Below are 16,583 nucleotides of genomic sequence, written 5' to 3'. Positions count from 1 at the left end.
TGAAAAATCGATTCCGGCCCACCGGGATCGATTTTTTATTGGCTGAGTTTTTAAAGCTTGTTGAATTTTTATGCGGGTATATTTTCCCACTTCTGGGACTTTGCGGAAATAGCCGCAGCCTCCATCATGGCAAGGCCTTCCAAAGAAGTTTTGATATCGCAAACGTACTTACAGGCAAAAGACCCCGTTTTAAAATACTGCCCTAGGCAATCACCAATATCGCGATAGTAGTTCGCAAAAGCTTCAATAAAGCCTGCCGGATGACCCGCCTTAAAACGATTGTAGCGAGGCTGATTCGCAACCTTCACATTACCCGTACGATCCCGCAAAAAAACATTGCCATGCAAGTCACACGTTTTCATAGTCTCCGGCTCAAGCTGGAACCACTCCGCGCTCCCCTTGCTTCCGTAAACTCGAATGCGCAAACCATTACGATTTCCAAGCGCCGTCTTGCTAAACCAAATTTGAGCACGAACATTATTGGTGTACTGAACGAGGGCACCCACATTATCCACAACAGAGAACAAACCAAAAGTTGCCTGGTCAGCAACAATGCGAGTAGGACGTTCCCCCGTTAGGAAATACACCATGTTGTGAAGATGACTTCCCAAGTCCAATGAAATCTTTGGAATCACGGTATCCACCAAACGCCAAGCCTGAGGTTTGGGCGGTTCATCGTTAGCACCCAGACGCATAAAACCTTCCTGAGGCATTTCCACCTGAACCTGCTGGATTGCCCCCAATTTGCCATCTTCAATAAGTTGTTTCAATTCACGAACCATAGGATAGCCCGTGTAATTGTAAGTTGTACAGAAAAATCCCTTTGTTTCGGCAACAGCAGCCGCAATTCGCTCACCCTCAGCAACACTTGTTGCTAAGGATTTTTCACAAATCACAGGGAAACCAGCTTTAAGAGCGGCTATCACGATTTCTTCGTGGGCATCCGTGGGAGCCAAAACAACCACAGCATCCAATTTGCCTTTTTCAGCAACAAGTAACTGTTTGTAATCACCATAAGTTCGCTCAGGAGCAACGCCCCAGGCATCGGCAGTAGCTACATTTACATCGTCATGTGTACTGAACGCACCTGCCACTAGCTTAAAGCATCCATCCATCTGGCTTGCCGCCTTGTGAACTTCGCCAATCGCCGAATTAATTCCACCACCAATAAATGCAATGTTATACGGATTTTTCTGCATATTTTTCAATATAATCTTTTTAAAAGAGATAGAAACGACTACTTGAATCGAATCTTGATGTACTCCGTCATCTTACCCGTCTTTTCGATCATTTCTTCCACGGAGTCAAACTGCATAAACACAATTCCAGCCTTGTAATGCATCGGATCCGAAACGACCTCACCATCCTTATACCACAGGAATTTTTCAACAATATTTTTTCGAACTTCTGGAGCAAACTCAACACCCGTAACAACACCAGTACGATCTGTCATAACACAATGACGAAGGAAAGGCCGAGTTTGAGCTATGGAAGAAAGTTCGCGGCTCATCCCCGATAGGCAAAAGCCCCTCGAAAAGATATTTAAATCTCCGGGGATGACATTAGAAGCGTCCGTTACGTCATCCTGAGCATCGCGAAGAATCCAAGAAACATCCATTCCGCACTCAGCAGCGATAATCACCTTCGGATAATTTACACCCGTGGCGTACTTCACAAACTTGATGTACAAATCTCCAGGAGGCCTACGGCAAATTTCAATAATATACGGAGTTCCATCGGATTTCTCGATATACTGAATATGCAAAATACCATCCACCAACTTTAAATCCGCGGCGATACGTTCGCTGTATTCCACCAGCAAATCAAGACCTCGGCGGCTTGTTGTACTTGGAGTATTTGCACCACTGACCATGTACTTGTTCAAATAGTACTGCTCGTTATCTGCAAAGTAGAACACCACCTTGCCCCCCACCAAAAAGGCACTGAAACCGTGGTTTGATCCAATCACAAACTCTTCTACAACAAGATGGTCCTCACGAGTACGAGAAACGGCATCCTCATAGGCGGCAATCGCTTCCGCAGCATTATTCACCCGATGAATGCCCTTACCTCCCGTAAGGTCTACCGGCTTTACAATCAGCGGAAACTGAAGGGGGCAGAAATTCTTTTGAGCAAATCCAGCAAGCTCGCAACATGAAGAACCGGAACCAAGTCCGATTACAGACTTGAATTCATCTAGGCTTCGAACCACACGAGCTCTAGGCGTGGGAATTTGCAAACGTTCCGCCAAGGCGCGGTACTTATCCTTGTGATGAATCTGCAAGCTAGTTTCAAAACTATCGTGGCCAGACAAGCCCAACTTTTCGCAAACATAAACTGTGCTGAGCAAGGCGAAATCATTGCATCCAGAGCAGACGGCACTAACGCCTTCGGATCGAGCCAAATCAAGCATAGCCTCCTTGTCACTAAAGTCTGCAAAAACATTTTTATCGGCGTAAGGGTGACCAAGGCCTTCGCGGGCATTACCAGTGGTAATAACAAAGTAGCCCAGTTCCTGAGCTGCCTGTATCAGCGGAATTTCCGCATGGCCACCACCTAAAAGCAATAAACGTTTTTTTTCAATCATTGTCATTCCGAGCGTAGTCGAAGAATTTATTTAAAAAAGTTCTCGACCTTATCACAGACAAAGTTCAGATCGTCTCGTTTCAATCCATAGAACATAGGCAAACGCAGCAAGCGATTACTTTCTGCCGTAGTAAAACGATCGTCGCCACAGAACTCTCCATAGCGTTTACCTGCAGGAGCATTATGTAAAGGCACATAATGGAACACCGCCAGAATTTCATTCTTTACCAGGTGCGCAATCATCTTGGTTCGCCCATCCAGATCCGGCATCTTGATGTAGAACATATGTGCGTTATGCTTGCAATGTTCGGGAACCTGCGGCAATTGAATCAAGCCCCGTTCTTCCAACACAGACAAACGTTCCCTATAGGCATTCCAACTCGCCATGCGGTTATCATAGATATCCTGAGCTCGTTCCAATTCAGCATACAAATAAGCGGCATTCAATTCACTAGGCAAGTAGCTAGATCCCAGTTCCACCCAGGTGTATTTATCAACTTCACCACGATGGAACTGGCAACGATTGGTTCCCTTTTCACGAATGATTTCCGCATGGTCCGCAAATTTGGGATCACGAATGAGAAGAGCGCCACCTTCACCCATGCTGTAGTTCTTGGTTTCATGATAACTATAGCAACCAAAATCACCAAGGGATCCAAGAGAGCGTCCCTTATAAGTAGCCATCATTCCCTGGGCAGCATCTTCCACTACAAACAAATTATAGCGTTTCGCAATTTCGTTGATTGCATCCATTTCACAGGCCACACCAGCGTAATGAACAGGAACGATTGCACGAGTTTTGGACGTGATGGCGGCCTCCACCAGATTTTCATCTAGGTTCATGGTGTCAGGACGGATGTCCACAAACACGCATTTGGCACCACGCATAGCAAAAGCGTCAGCCGTAGACACGAACGTAAAGGACGGCATGATTACTTCATCGCCTGGCTTGATATCACAAAGCAACGCGGCCATTTCCAATGCGTGAGTACAGCTGGTAGTCAACAGGGCTTTTGCCGTTCCCGTTTGTTCCTTCAGCCAGGCATGGCACTTCTGATTAAACTGACCATCCCCACAAATACGGCCGCTCTCAACAGCCGCACGGACATAATCTATCTCAGGACCAACAAAAGGAGGCTTGTTAAAAGGAATCCGCATACACACCTCAATTCAAAACAACGAAGGGAATCCAGCGCTTATAAAAACGTTCCTGGAAAGCCAAGGGCGACAAAATAGGTTCATGGTCACCCTGAACAACAAAACGAACCTCGGGATACTTTCGTGCAAGGTCAGCAACAAGTTTTAATGTTCTATAAAGTTGGGTATAATAAACTGATTGTATAGAATCTGCCGATCCTGAGTAGGGATTGTCAAAACCAGGCAGAGGGAATCGAGTATCACTTGTCGTTAAAGTGATAAAACGTTTTGCAACCGAGCGATTTTTCATAGCCACGGAGTCAACAGTAGTTTCAGCCAGCAAGCTATCCATCTTCGCAACCATCACGGAATCTGCCGCATAAAATTCACGACTGCCTAGGGATTTATTTCCCCACAACAAATCATCAAACCCAACATTGCGGATATACTTGTAGCGGTACTGTTCCAAGCTATCACCACCGAACAGGAACGCAGTCTTGTAACCCAGGCCCTTGTAGACATTGGGCAGGAAAGTTGTATCCTTTCGATGATTCATTGTGTCGCGAGTTATAACGTAAATCAAATCTTCTCTTTCAGCAGTCCGGGTTCGACTATACATGCGGCTATGGACCCCCACCTTCATTGTTCCAGCCGTCAAAACGGAGTCCCTCACAGTTTCGGCAAAACCAGCGTCCCTAAAAATTTGAAGTTCCTTTTCAAAAGCGTCGTTATCCAACGGGATTCCCCAACTTTCCACTAACACAATTACATTGCTACGAGTGGAGTCCACAAAATTGTGAGTTACCGAAGCAGAATCCACCACACCATACCTGGAAACAAATTCATCCGGCAAAAACTTTCGCTCTACAGGCACAGGAGCCATGCGATCCAAATACTCAATTACAGGAAACTGCGCCAAGGGTTGCGCCGCATAATAATTAAGAGCAGCTAAATGCGTCGCCAAAGACACAAATAGAATCAAATTGATAGTGGTAAATTTAAAGGGGGGAACCTTCCACATCATGGCTACAGCCAAGCCACAGGTCGCAAAAGGAACAACTGCTCGCCAGCCCATATCCCAGCCCTTCATGGCAAGCAAGTTGCCCAGATCCATAAAGGCAACAACAAGCATCGCGACAATAATGACAACCAAAGTTGCAATGGTTACAACATTACGGCGAGCCAAACCAGATGCAGTCGAAGCTCCAATCCAGGATTTCACCCATGCGAATAAAAGCAACAACGCAAATTCACTATACCCAAAGATTCCACGCACAATATTCTGCCCCTTCTCAAAAGTCATCAAGAAAGGCACTATGGTGATCAGGGCACTGCCGATCAAAGGGTAAAGCAAACGCATCATACGGGATAAATGTAAATTAAAATCAACCAGAAAAACTTTTTCTTTTTATATTCCATCGTATGAGCGAGCAAAATACCGCCAAAAAGATTTCTTTCGTGATTCCCTGCTATCGTAGCCAGGGAACCATCGAGACTGTTGTCAACGAAATTCGCGAAACAGTCTCTGCACACAACAAGGCAAGCGAGTTTGCCGATGTATTCGATTACGAAATTGTCCTCGTCAATGACTGCAGCCCCGACAACGTCTGGGAAGTCATCAAGCGCCTTGCTGCAGCAGACCCCAAAATCAAGGGCATTTGCCTCGCCAAGAATTTCGGGCAGCATTGCGCCCTCATGGCAGGCTACGGCGCCGCCACAGGAGACTACGTAGTAAGCCTGGATGATGACGGTCAAACCCCCGCCAACGAAACCTTCAAGCTCGTTGACAAACTTGAAGAAGGCTTCGATGTGGTCTATGGCTATTATGCCCACAAAAAGGAACATCTGTTCCGTCGCTTCGGCAGCTGGACCAACAAGAAAATGGCTGAAGCAATCATCGGCCAGCCCAAAACTTTACAGACCACCAGTTTCTTCATTATGAAGAAGTTCATCGTGGATGAAATCGTACGCTACCCCCACCCCTTCGCCTACATCAGCGGTCTGGTTTTCCGCGCCACCAAAAATCTAGGCAACGTCCAGGTCGAGCATCGCAATCGACTAGAAGGAGAATCCGGCTACACCATCAGCGGTCTTATCCGTCTGTGGATTAACGGCTTTACCGCCTTTAGCGTCAAGCCACTCCGTGCAGCCACCCTCGTCGGCATTATCTGCGCTATCGTGGGTCTTGCGGCCGGTGGCTGCGTCGTGTACGAGAAATTCATGCGTCCCGAAATTCCCGTAGGCTACACCAGCATACTTGCCACCATGCTCTTTATCGGAGGCATGATCATGCTACTATTGGGACTTATCGGTGAATACGTAGGCCGCATCTACATCAGCATCAATCAAAGCCCGCAGTACGTCATTAGAGAGAAGGTATGATTCGACGCAACCTAGCCATTGCGCTTTGCATTAACCTTTTCTTCCTGGCCCTATGCCTCATCTTTGGCGACCTCAAATACGGCGCCATCGACGATTACTTTATGGCAGCAGTTTTGACCGGCGCCCACGGCACCGATTACAACCCTCACCTGCTCTTTGTAAACGCCCTTTACGGCTACGCCCTGATACCCCTCTACAAGCTGTTCCCTACCATCGGTTGGTATTACATTGGCGAGATGTCCAGCATTTTCCTATGTCTCACCACCATCAGTTACACCATCATCAAGAAAATGGGGCTGCAGTGGGGATCCATCATTGCGGCACTCTTTGTGGCCATGTTCGCCAGCGACTTCTACCTGGTAGTCCAATTCACCCAATGCGCCAGCCTACTCAGCGCCACAGGCATGCTTGTATTCGCTATCGCCGTCTGCGAAGGCCGTCGACTCCCCTTTGCCTATGCACTGTTCCTTCTTCTCTGGGGTAGCGTCATGCGCTGGCAAGCATTCCTCATGGGCATGCCCTTCTTCTGCATCGGTCTTCTGTTCCTTATCAAAAAGTGCTGGGCAAATAAAATTCCCGTAATCACCACCCTGGCCTTGATGTTCGGCATATCTTACGGGTTACACCATTGGGACCGAAATCTTTATAACACCCCTGAATATAAACCCTATATGGAAATCCAGGGACCGAGAGCGGCTCTTGGAGACGGTTCGAATTACAATCAGAATGCAGTTTATGAAGATCTTGACGAAATGGGAAAGTCCGGCAAGGATTATCACATGCTCACAAGCTGGACTTTCTATGACACGGAAGCCTTCGCCAAAGACAGCATGCAAGCAATTGTCAATATCATCGGCAATTACACAAGAAAAAATCACCACAATGAAATTCCTGCCCAGCTCCTAAAATCCCTTGGACACAGTTTACAAACGCCCCTGTTCTGGACCTGGTTTATTGCATGTCTCATCATATTAGGCACAAATAGAAAACAGTTCCCATATCTGTGGGCAAGCATTGCAGCAATCTTTTATCTAATGACCGTGCTTTTAGCACAAAATCGTCTTGTATATCGAGTGGAAGGAGGTTTCTGGCTTTATGCATCAATGCTGGCGATTCCCCTATGGAACCAAATCTCTCAAGAAAAGCTGAATAGAATTATTAACAAAAAAAACGTAACATTAATTCTATTCTTAATAGCCTTTGCAAATATCTATGCATACGCCACCGAAGGCAATACCGTTCGAGATCCCAGCAATGGCAGGTCACGAACCCTAACTATAGAAGACTCCACTGATTACAAGCAAGTCTTTGACTACATTGACAGCAACCAAGACAAAATGTTCCTGCTGAGCATGAATGCCTACATGCGTTTTAGCCATCATAAGATGCCACCTTATAAAGCCGAGCCCATAGGTAGTTACCACAACACAATCAGTTTAGGCTATTGGACCCCTTACTTACCGGAAATTACCAAAACCCTAGCAAATTACGGCATTACAAATCCAATGAGGCAAGTGACGGATAGCAATGTCATCGTCATCAATGATGATAAGCTGGGCGATTTTTTGATGCGCCACTATTACGGAGAAAACAATCTAGAAAACGCCACAAGCGATACAATTATAGTCGACACTCTCCGTTCCATTGGCGAAATGAACTTTTTCAAGTACAGGCTGGTACACAAATGAGTGAAATAAATACCGAAAATTGGACTACCGAAATTAGGCCAAAATCCAGCCTACTAAGCATTGACTTCAAGGAACTTTGGCAGTACCGCGACCTTTATAGAATGTTTGTGAAGAGAGACATTGTCACATGGTACAAGCAGACCATTCTTGGTCCCCTCTGGTTCTTTATTCAGCCCATTATGACCACCATCATGTTTATGGTTGTCTTTGGCGGAATCGCAAAGATCAGTACCGACGGATTACCTCAGCCCCTGTTCTACCTGGCGGGAATCTGCCTGTGGCAGTACTTTGCGGAATGTCTGAACCAAACAAGCAAAACCTTCATTGACAATGCCAACGTTTTTGGCAAAGTATATTTCCCCCGACTGGTAGTACCCATGGCAACAGTCACCAGCAACCTGGTGAGGCTATCCATTCAAATGGGGCTATTCTTGATTGTGTATGCCTACTACTTGATTTTCACCAACGCACCGGTACATACAAACTTGTACGCGCTACTCACCCCCGTGTTGATTATGATTCTTGCAGGGCTCGGCCTTGGCTTTGGAATCCTTTTCAGCAGCCTTACCACAAAGTACCGCGACCTTGTATTTTTGCTCAGCTTTATTGTGCAACTCTGGATGTACGCCACCCCGGTAATCTACCCACTAAGCACAATCACCGACCCGCGTCTAAAAACACTCATGCAGGCCAACCCGCTTTCTAGCATCTTGGAAACTTTCAAGTTCGGATGGCTTGGCGTAGGCGAATTCAGCTGGCAAGCATTAGGTTACAGCGCAGGATTTATGATTGTCCTGTTGGCATTGGGCATTATCGTGTTCAATAGAATCCAGAAGACCTTTATGGATACGGTGTAAGGCCAAGAAAGCCTAGCAATCACTTGTTATATCTCTTTCTTGCACGATTTTTTCGATTTCATCAATCGTTTCTGTGCAGCCGTCAAGACATTCATCTTCACGGATTGAAGCAAAACCAAGAAGAACTTTCTTTCTCAAATCCGAATACAAATTCAGAATCACGGACTGTCTTAATTTCAGTTGTTCCGCCAGGAGAACGAGATCTACCTTTCTGATTTTATCAATCTCATAATGGCTTCCAATTTTCATGGAAACCTTTCTTGTTAGAGTCGGGTACAGAAGCGTACAGACGGCATCGTAAATCGGAGATAGTTTCAAGACATCGTCATCATAGAGTAAAGAATAATTTTTCCCGTGAGCGTCGCAGTTGCCAATAACGAGATTAAACAGGACATACTGAATAAAAGCCCGAGCGTCCAAAAGTGGAACTGATGTTCTTTTACTAATCAGCTGAAAAATATCCGCAATGCCCGGACCACCATCGTTCTGATATTTTCGATCGCTAAGAATTCCCAACGCCTGGCACATATCCTCTTGATGTAAACGAACAACAGAATCACCTCTTTTGATTCTATCATAGCGCTCCACCATCATGAACGTTTCATCCTGAATTTTCTTCAAAGCCACATCAGGCACGCTTAGGCCAGAATATTTTGCAAGCTTCATGCACACATATTCATTTACTGCAAACGACGACAATTCTCCCTTGCCAGTTGGTTTGATGATATGCGTTAATGGAGCACCATTCTTTGGAAAATGAAATTTTCCGTCAAAATATGCCAGAGGCAGTTTTTCCTGGGCGCCAGCCAAAGAAAGTCTCAGCTCTTCATTAGCCTTCAGCAAAGGCCTCGTTTCTGCGTTTTTTATATATCCAAGTAAAATATCTTCAGACAGTTCCTCGTAATTGTCAGAATCCAGTCTATAAATCAACGTCTGATTGGGTTCGGCATCTTCTGGCAATACCGAAATCATACCGGCACATTCACCCCCAAGTTCCTGCAGCAACTTAAGCGTACTCGATTCAGAAACATGAAGATATTCTGAAATTCGACGTTTAACGTCACCTTCTGGGAGAACTCCTGAGAAAAACGGCAGACATTCCTTTTGTGAAAACTCACCGGACCTTAATGGAAGTGACATCGAAAGAGAATTTCCATTTTGCCTAACATAGGAATCTTCGTAAGCAAACACAATCCCTTTATCGGGAGTAGAAAACAAACTACCAGCAAGCTTATTTGCAAAATAAACCTTTAACTTCATCGATCATTTTCCCTTTCCACAACATGAAGATTTAAACCAAGCATTTGCAAAACATGCAATACTTTATCAAGCTGTAGCGTTTCCTTGCCATTTTCCAGTTCCGAGAAGAAACGAACTCCGACACCACAAAAGGCAGCGCATTCCGCTTGCGTCAGTTTTAACTGATTTCTTCTTTTTTTCACAGAAATCGAAATATCATTTACCTGTTGCACCTTCATACCGCCAAATACAACTTTCCCGTACGGGAAAAATCAACATCAAACAGCAAGAATTGCGGCAAACTATTCCCGTACGGGAATAATTTTTGACATTTAGACAATTTTCAAATCCTTTCTTAGCTAACATTCTATAACAAAAAATTGCTACTTACGACATTTTTTTTGTTATACCAAGCATATGATTATAAATCGCGATTTCTATCTAAATCAGCTTATTGAAACTATTTCAAGGTCGATTTTTGGTCTCAAGTTTGACAATTTTTTCATTCGGCAAAAATAGGGCTTTGAGATCCCAAAAATGCACCTCGTTCCAGATTTGATGTTGAAAAAATCAACATCAATCTTTTGGCTAAATTAGCTATTAAACAAAGCCTCCATCAACTCCCTATATACTTCTGGATTTTCAATTTCCATAATCGTAGTGATTTTGCCACCGGCATCTTTGCTAGAAGCTCCACAATGGAACATCTTCTCCTTTTCTGTTCCGTAATCCAGCACAATGTAGCGGTCATGGAAAATGCCGCCAGCAGATCGCAGCTCTATGGCAACGTCGGGCCTAGTGGCATTGAAGTCCGCAAGCATGGAATCCGTCAACACGCAGCCACTTCGTTGGTCGCTAAAAATTGTAACCTTCAAGTTCTGCGCGACACCTCGTAACAAGTCCAGCGTTTTTACACCAACATAGTCATCAAATACGAAAATCAACTTCTGTGCCATGCCATAAATCTGCGTGTAGGCGACATCCGCCTCCAGCTTTTGCCCGTTCAGAATCAAGTGGTGCTTGTAAGTAGACGGGTCGTGGAAAAACTCCATGACCTTGCCCAAGGATTCCTGAGTTTCATTCTTAAAAAAATTAAAATCGGAGCGAATTTCGGCAATATCCTTTGAATTTTGGACAGTCAAAGCAGCGATTTGGACACAATTAGAACAACCGAGTAACTGCTGGTTCTCTGAGGCTATGTAGTCCTTCATGTCTTTGAAAAGACGAACGATGGCAATACTTTGCTTAGTTGCCAATTCGCCTTTGAGAACGGTCATAAGCATGTAAATGCCTTGCTCTGTAAAGGCATAAGGTCGATAAGTTCGTCCCCCTTTTATTCCCTTTGCTTGCATCGAGGTCAAAAAATTTGACCTCGATAATGCATCTACTTCTTTTTCGGACACCTGAAATCTAAAATCCTCTGGGAATTTTTCAGCATTATTCTTAACTTGCTGATTAAAAGCCTTGACCGAATACCCATAAATTTCCGCCAGATCGGCGTCAAGCATCACCTTTACACCGCGAATGGTATAAACCTTGTTCTTCAGGAGATTTTCATCAATAAGGACTATTTCTTTCGTTTTCTCGGCAACATTGGCCGGAACAGCACTGTTCCCCGCAACAAGGACTTCTTTCTTCTTCATAACATATCCTTTCCGTTTTACAGGCGTGAACAAAAACGGATTTACTTTGGTTAGACTGCACAAATATACACTAGTTTTAGAAATTTGACAAGACACCTGCAATAAATTTTTCCACGTTCCCCAAAATCCCCATTCCCGTCACCCCCGACCAGACTTGGGCTCCATATTTTTTACTACATTCCCACACATGTCATCCGCAATCGAATTCGAGAATATCAGCAAGCAGTACCGCCTGGGCTTGGTAAGCACGGGCACGCTCAGCCACGACCTCAATCGATTCTGGCAGACCAAGATCCTGCGCCGCGAAGACCCCTACCTTAAAGTGGGCGAAACCAATGACCGCGCAAGCAAAGGTTCCAGCGACTACGTGTGGGCCCTGAAGGACATCAACTTCAAGGTGGAACAAGGCGACGTCGTGGGCATCATCGGCCGCAACGGCGCTGGCAAAAGCACGCTCCTCAAGCTGCTCTCCCGCGTGACCGCACCCACCACGGGCATCATCCGCGCCAAGGGCCGCATCGCAAGCCTGCTTGAAGTGGGCACCGGCTTCCACCCCGAAATGACCGGCCGCGAGAACATCTACATGAACGGCGCCATCATGGGCATGACCCGCGCCGAAATCTCCCGCAAGCTGGACGAGATCGTAGACTTCAGCGGCTGCGAACGCTACCTCGACACCCCCGTCAAGCGCTACTCCAGCGGCATGACCGTCCGCCTGGGCTTCGCCATCGCCGCCCACCTGGAACCCGAAATTCTCGTGGTGGACGAAGTGCTTGCCGTAGGCGACGCCGAATTCCAGAAGAAAGCCATCGGCAAGATGCAGGACGTCAGCAAAGGCGAAGGCCGAACCGTGCTGTTTGTGAGCCATAATATGGGGGCTGTTAGGAATTTGTGCAAGACGGGGATTGTGCTGAACCAAGGACAAGTTGCTTTTACAGGAAGCGCGGAAGAAGCCGTAGATTTTTACACCAATAGTAACATAATTAACCAACATGTATCACATGCTGTTATTGACCGAAAAAAAATTAAGTCTAATAACACACTTGAATTAGAGTATCTTGATATTGAAATGCTGAATGACGTGGACAACATGTCCAATGAAGAACCAATAAAATTAAAGCTACATTTTAGAAGAAACAATAAAAGCATACGTAAATGTCAATTTGGCATGGCGATAAACAATGCTAGCGGTGAAGAGATTGGCGTAAATTTTTCGGAAGAAGTAAATCTGCCTAGTGATGGCTCCGAATTTATAGCACTTATTGATTTTCACAATCATCAGTTAGCGAAAGGCGAATACAGCATGGTATTTAGCCTTTGTCAAAATGATAAAATCGCGGGAGAGCGAACCTTTGATGTTGTTTATAACATCATCTCATTTGAAGTAAATTTCGTTGATGAAGCTCACCAAAAGCCATTCCTATCTTGGCCCAAAAAATGCAGTTTAGCATACACTCCTAGCAAAGTTTTTTTACAGGTTCCTTAAAACATGATCCACAGTATTCGAAAAAAGCTTCAACGCAATCGCTTTATCATCAAAGTTTATTCCATTTTTCCTTGGAACAAGATAATTCCCACATTCAAACAATTTTTGTTTGATTTGAAAATGAAAAAAAATGGTTTTATCTTTAGACACAACAATTTAAAGCCAGCCTTTTATCTTCCCTACTATAAAAAAGATTACATTCAAAAAAAAATTATTTCTGAAAAAAATTATTACGAATTCTCATACCTAAAGGACATTATTTTCAATCCAGAAAATGGACCCCTGATATCCAAAATTTCCCAAAAATGCATTCTTGATATCGGAGCTAACATCGGTAACCACACTCTGTTTTTTCTTTTAGAATGCAACGCTTCAAAAGTCATTTGCTTTGAGCCGATCAAAGACACGTTCAGAATTCTCAAAAAAAATATCGAAATTAACAATTTGACATCCAAAACAGAATTGAATAATTTTGCACTAGGTGCAAAAACTGATGTAGCCTCTATTTCCTATTACTCAAAAGAAAATATCGGATCAACATCTCTAAAAAGCGATTCTTGTGGTAATATTAATATAAGCTCATTAGATGATTTACATATTCAAGATGAAATTGCCTTCATAAAAATCGATGTGGAGGGATTCGAGTTAGAAGTTGTAAAAGGCATGAGAAATACTCTTGTCAAAAACCACCCATCCTTAATGATTGAAATTCGGCATACACTCTTTAAAGATGTCAATTGTATCTTAGAAGAAAATGGATATAAGTACAAGATAATTGAAACTAATGATTTAATGGCTAATTATTTGTACACAAGGTAGCGCATGCACAAAATTTATATTTGGATAAAAGAGCTGCTCAACTATGTAATCCACCCAACCCAAAATTACGAAAAATTAAAGAAATCAATCCATGATGTTGAGTTAAATCTTAACTACGCACTAGTTAGGCAACGATACGAACTTCTTGCTTTCCACTCAAATGAAAATGGAACAACTCCAAACAAGTATGGAAATGAAGAAATAGTCATTTCCTTAACATCATACGGAAAGCGTGTACAATCTGTTTTTTTGACTATAGAGAGTCTGTTTCAACAGACATTAAAAGCAAATCATGTTGTACTTTATCTTTCTAAAAAGGAATTTTCATTAGAGACGATTCCAGAAATAATAAAAAAACAACAAAAAAGAGGTCTTTCAGTTCGTTTTGTAGAAGATAAGCGTAGCTATACGAAACTAGTTTATGCCCTCAAAGATTATCCTGAAGCATCAATCATAAACGTTGATGACGATTTTATTTATCCCATAGACCACATTGAAAAAATCATTAATGAACACCAAAAGAATCCGAACAATATAATTTGCGGCCAAGTAAAGGAGATGAAATTCAACAAAAAAGAAAAAAAATTCACATCCTACACATCATGGCAAGTTCCTAGACACAATCATCCAACATCATCTCCTTTATATCTTCAATATGGAGCATTTGGCTGCCTATACCCCCCCCACAGCCTTCACGAAGATGTATTCGATGAGACCGTTTATCTAAAACTAGCACCTACTGCAGATGATTTATGGTTCAAAATCATGGCTATCAAGAAAGGCACTCAAGTTGAAGTTATTACCAAAGACTGGTCTGAATGCGGCCTAACCGGACAAATTCATAATTTTGATTCCGTCTTATGGAGAATAGAATACGTGCAAGACAATGCACTCGGGATTACAAATGTTGCGAACGGACAAAATGATGTTCAATTGCACAATCTTTGCTTACATTACGATTTATACGAATATTTTGCATCAATCTAATTCTTGCGGTAAAGGGATATGATTCCATGAACATTCTAAGATACATAAACGCCCTCATCCATCCTTTTGATACCATAGCAAGTATCATTGATTCAAAGAATTCCGAGCTGCAAAAAAACATCAGCAATATCTTTGAATACACGGCTTACGATTTAACAAAACAAAGCTTAAGTTCGAAAGAAAATGGTATTTCCACAGAAAAAATTTGCGATAACGAGGTTATCGTCTCTCTGACTAGCTACGGAAAACGGATTCACGATGTCTATCTCGCAATTGAATCAATAATGCAAGGTAGCGTAAAGCCAAATAAAATCATACTCTGGCTTGATGAGGAAACCTTAAAAAAAGAAAAATTACCGGTTTCTTTACAAAATCAGCAAAATCGTGGACTTGAAATAGAATTTTGCAAGGATATAAAATCTTACACAAAATTGATCTACGCTTTAAAAAAATATCCTAACGCCAATATAATCACAATTGACGACGACATTATTTACAAATACGACCTTGTAGAAAACCTAATTAGGTCCCACTTAAAGGATACCAAATGTATCTGCGCAAATAGGATTCACCAAATCAAAAAATTAAATAACGGAAAATTAGACAGTTACCTTAACTGGAAATGGAATCTAGGAAACGATACAACGATTTCTTCATTGAATTTTTTCACCGGCGTTGGTGGAGTTTTATACCCGCCAAACTCTTTGCACAAAGAAGTCTTCAACGAAGATGTTTTCTTATCAATTTGCCCCACAGCAGATGATGTATGGTTCAACGCCATGGCTAGACTCCAAGGAACCCCAATATGCAAAGCCTTCACCCACAGTAACATCGGTGAAGACTATTTAGACAAGTTATCCCCATTGGAAGCGGGACTTGGTCACAACAACAACAATCCTCAAAATTGTCTTAACGATATTCAAATTAAAGCCGTTTTCGAAAAATATTCTATTTACAAGTTACTGTAAAAAAAAGAAAAAATCATAACTATGCTGCAAAATTTAAGTTCTTTGTTCCCGTATATAATTAGTCCAATTATAGCAGCCATCACAAGTATCATCGTTTTCAAATTACAAACGCAACGTCAAAGAAATGAACAACGGCAAAACAAAGCTCGGAAAATCTATTCAGATTTTTTAGATGATTTTATTGATGGACATATAGAAGGCATATTAGATAACGAAGATCCATCTAAATGTCAACAAAAGAAAAAGTTACTTCAACTTCGGACGAAATTGTTCCTTTACGGAAATAAAAGTGTACTAAAAGCCTGGGTTTCTTTTGTAAAAAGCGTTGATAAATCAGCTAGTGATAATGGCGAAGATTGGTACGAAGAAGAATGCCGATACATCACGCAATTATTAATTGCGATGAAAGCCGATGTTTCCGGCGAAAAATGTTTACCAAAAGACGAAATTGATCAGTATTTTAACCCAATGAAAAGGCTATAAATCCAATATGTTCAGCATCAATTGTCTTGAAATTACGGCAACAAAAAAACAATGGAAAAAAAACAAATCCATTTATAAGAATCTACTATCTGAAAATGATTTTGCTTTTCTAAAAACCGAAAACACCCCAGTCAACAAAAGATTTCTTTTTAACGATTTCTACAAAGAAGAAAATGGTTGTTTAGTCCCAAACACAAATCGTTTTTTACCAGAGGCGATTTCTAATCGCTAACGCATAATGTTGAACTTTTTCAAAAGATACTCATTTGGTGTTAGGTAGTCAAGCCTTTTTCTTGGTCTATTGTTCA

The 16,583-nt window shown here is 42.8% G+C and carries 15 protein-coding genes; 8 read left to right on the top strand and 7 right to left on the bottom strand.

The window, feature by feature from the left end:
• Window positions 1-68: 68 nt before the first annotated feature.
• From BUB73_RS00080 to BUB73_RS00065, 4 genes are read right to left on the bottom strand one after another with little or no spacing between them, the layout of a single operon-like run.
• Window positions 69-1,199, bottom strand: coding sequence for a Gfo/Idh/MocA family protein (locus BUB73_RS00080; protein WP_083539581.1), 1,131 nt, complete (start codon window positions 1,197-1,199; stop codon window positions 69-71).
• A gap of 38 nt (window positions 1,200-1,237) precedes the next feature.
• Window positions 1,238-2,587: an ATP-grasp domain-containing protein gene (locus tag BUB73_RS00075; RefSeq protein ID WP_249269357.1), complete on the bottom strand. Its 1,350-nt coding sequence runs from the start codon at window positions 2,585-2,587 to the stop codon at window positions 1,238-1,240.
• 26 nt (window positions 2,588-2,613) lie between these two features.
• Window positions 2,614-3,744, bottom strand: a complete 1,131-nt coding sequence (gene rffA / locus BUB73_RS00070; protein WP_170932298.1) for a dTDP-4-amino-4,6-dideoxygalactose transaminase — start codon at window positions 3,742-3,744, stop codon at window positions 2,614-2,616.
• A gap of 7 nt (window positions 3,745-3,751) precedes the next feature.
• Window positions 3,752-5,083 carry an alkaline phosphatase family protein gene (locus BUB73_RS00065; protein WP_254794990.1) on the bottom strand — a complete coding sequence of 444 codons (1,332 nt, stop codon included), beginning with the start codon at window positions 5,081-5,083 and terminating at the stop codon, window positions 3,752-3,754.
• Between the two features lie 62 nt (window positions 5,084-5,145).
• On the opposite strand from BUB73_RS00065, the gene BUB73_RS00060 reads away from it, so the two are divergent.
• From BUB73_RS00060 to BUB73_RS00050, 3 genes are read left to right on the top strand one after another with little or no spacing between them, the layout of a single operon-like run.
• Window positions 5,146-6,105 carry a glycosyltransferase family 2 protein gene (locus BUB73_RS00060; RefSeq protein WP_073282733.1) on the top strand — a complete coding sequence of 320 codons (960 nt, stop codon included), beginning with the start codon at window positions 5,146-5,148 and terminating at the stop codon, window positions 6,103-6,105.
• The gene (locus BUB73_RS00055) at window positions 6,102-7,793 is read left to right on the top strand and encodes a hypothetical protein (protein WP_073282730.1); all 1,692 of its coding nucleotides are present in this window, start codon (window positions 6,102-6,104) and stop codon (window positions 7,791-7,793) included. The genes BUB73_RS00060 and BUB73_RS00055 overlap by 4 nt, the downstream gene beginning before the upstream one ends.
• Window positions 7,790-8,650 (top strand): ABC transporter permease, encoded by an 861-nt coding sequence (locus tag BUB73_RS00050; RefSeq protein ID WP_073282727.1) that lies wholly within the window; start codon window positions 7,790-7,792, stop codon window positions 8,648-8,650. Before BUB73_RS00055 ends, BUB73_RS00050 begins: the two co-directional genes overlap by 4 nt.
• A gap of 12 nt (window positions 8,651-8,662) precedes the next feature.
• On the opposite strand, the gene BUB73_RS00045 is transcribed toward BUB73_RS00050, so the two are convergent.
• The 3 genes from BUB73_RS00045 to BUB73_RS00035 form a co-directional block, all read right to left on the bottom strand.
• Window positions 8,663-9,910: a type II toxin-antitoxin system HipA family toxin gene (locus tag BUB73_RS00045; protein WP_073282724.1), complete on the bottom strand. Its 1,248-nt coding sequence runs from the start codon at window positions 9,908-9,910 to the stop codon at window positions 8,663-8,665.
• Entirely contained in the window at window positions 9,907-10,128 is a 222-nt protein-coding gene (locus tag BUB73_RS00040) for a type II toxin-antitoxin system Y4mF family antitoxin (protein ID WP_073233560.1), read from the bottom strand. Before BUB73_RS00040 ends, BUB73_RS00045 begins: the two co-directional genes overlap by 4 nt.
• A gap of 354 nt (window positions 10,129-10,482) precedes the next feature.
• The gene (locus BUB73_RS00035; protein ID WP_073282721.1) at window positions 10,483-11,532 is read right to left on the bottom strand and encodes an ORF6N domain-containing protein; all 1,050 of its coding nucleotides are present in this window, start codon (window positions 11,530-11,532) and stop codon (window positions 10,483-10,485) included.
• 187 nt (window positions 11,533-11,719) lie between these two features.
• Here BUB73_RS00035 and BUB73_RS00030 point away from each other — a divergent pair, with 187 nt between their 5' ends.
• The 5 genes from BUB73_RS00030 to BUB73_RS00010 all read left to right on the top strand — a co-directional run bounded on the left by BUB73_RS00030 (window position 11,720) and on the right by BUB73_RS00010 (window position 16,275).
• Complete coding sequence (locus BUB73_RS00030; RefSeq protein WP_073282718.1) at window positions 11,720-13,018, top strand: ABC transporter ATP-binding protein; 1,299 nt, start codon at window positions 11,720-11,722, stop codon at window positions 13,016-13,018.
• A gap of 120 nt (window positions 13,019-13,138) precedes the next feature.
• Window positions 13,139-13,837: an FkbM family methyltransferase gene (locus BUB73_RS16520; protein WP_170932297.1), complete on the top strand. Its 699-nt coding sequence runs from the start codon at window positions 13,139-13,141 to the stop codon at window positions 13,835-13,837.
• 3 nt (window positions 13,838-13,840) lie between these two features.
• Window positions 13,841-14,824 carry a glycosyltransferase gene (locus tag BUB73_RS00020; RefSeq protein ID WP_073282715.1) on the top strand — a complete coding sequence of 328 codons (984 nt, stop codon included), beginning with the start codon at window positions 13,841-13,843 and terminating at the stop codon, window positions 14,822-14,824.
• A gap of 26 nt (window positions 14,825-14,850) precedes the next feature.
• Complete coding sequence (locus tag BUB73_RS00015) at window positions 14,851-15,792, top strand: hypothetical protein (protein WP_073282712.1); 942 nt, start codon at window positions 14,851-14,853, stop codon at window positions 15,790-15,792.
• A gap of 21 nt (window positions 15,793-15,813) precedes the next feature.
• Window positions 15,814-16,275 (top strand): hypothetical protein, encoded by a 462-nt coding sequence (locus BUB73_RS00010; protein ID WP_073282709.1) that lies wholly within the window; start codon window positions 15,814-15,816, stop codon window positions 16,273-16,275.
• Window positions 16,276-16,583: the final 308 nt, after the last annotated feature.

Origin of the sequence: Fibrobacter sp. UWH6 (assembly GCF_900142465.1) — a bacterium.
Lineage (GTDB): Bacteria > Fibrobacterota > Fibrobacteria > Fibrobacterales > Fibrobacteraceae > Fibrobacter.
Note: the sequence above shows the minus strand (reverse complement) of the source record. Positions and strands in the feature narration are given on the sequence as shown.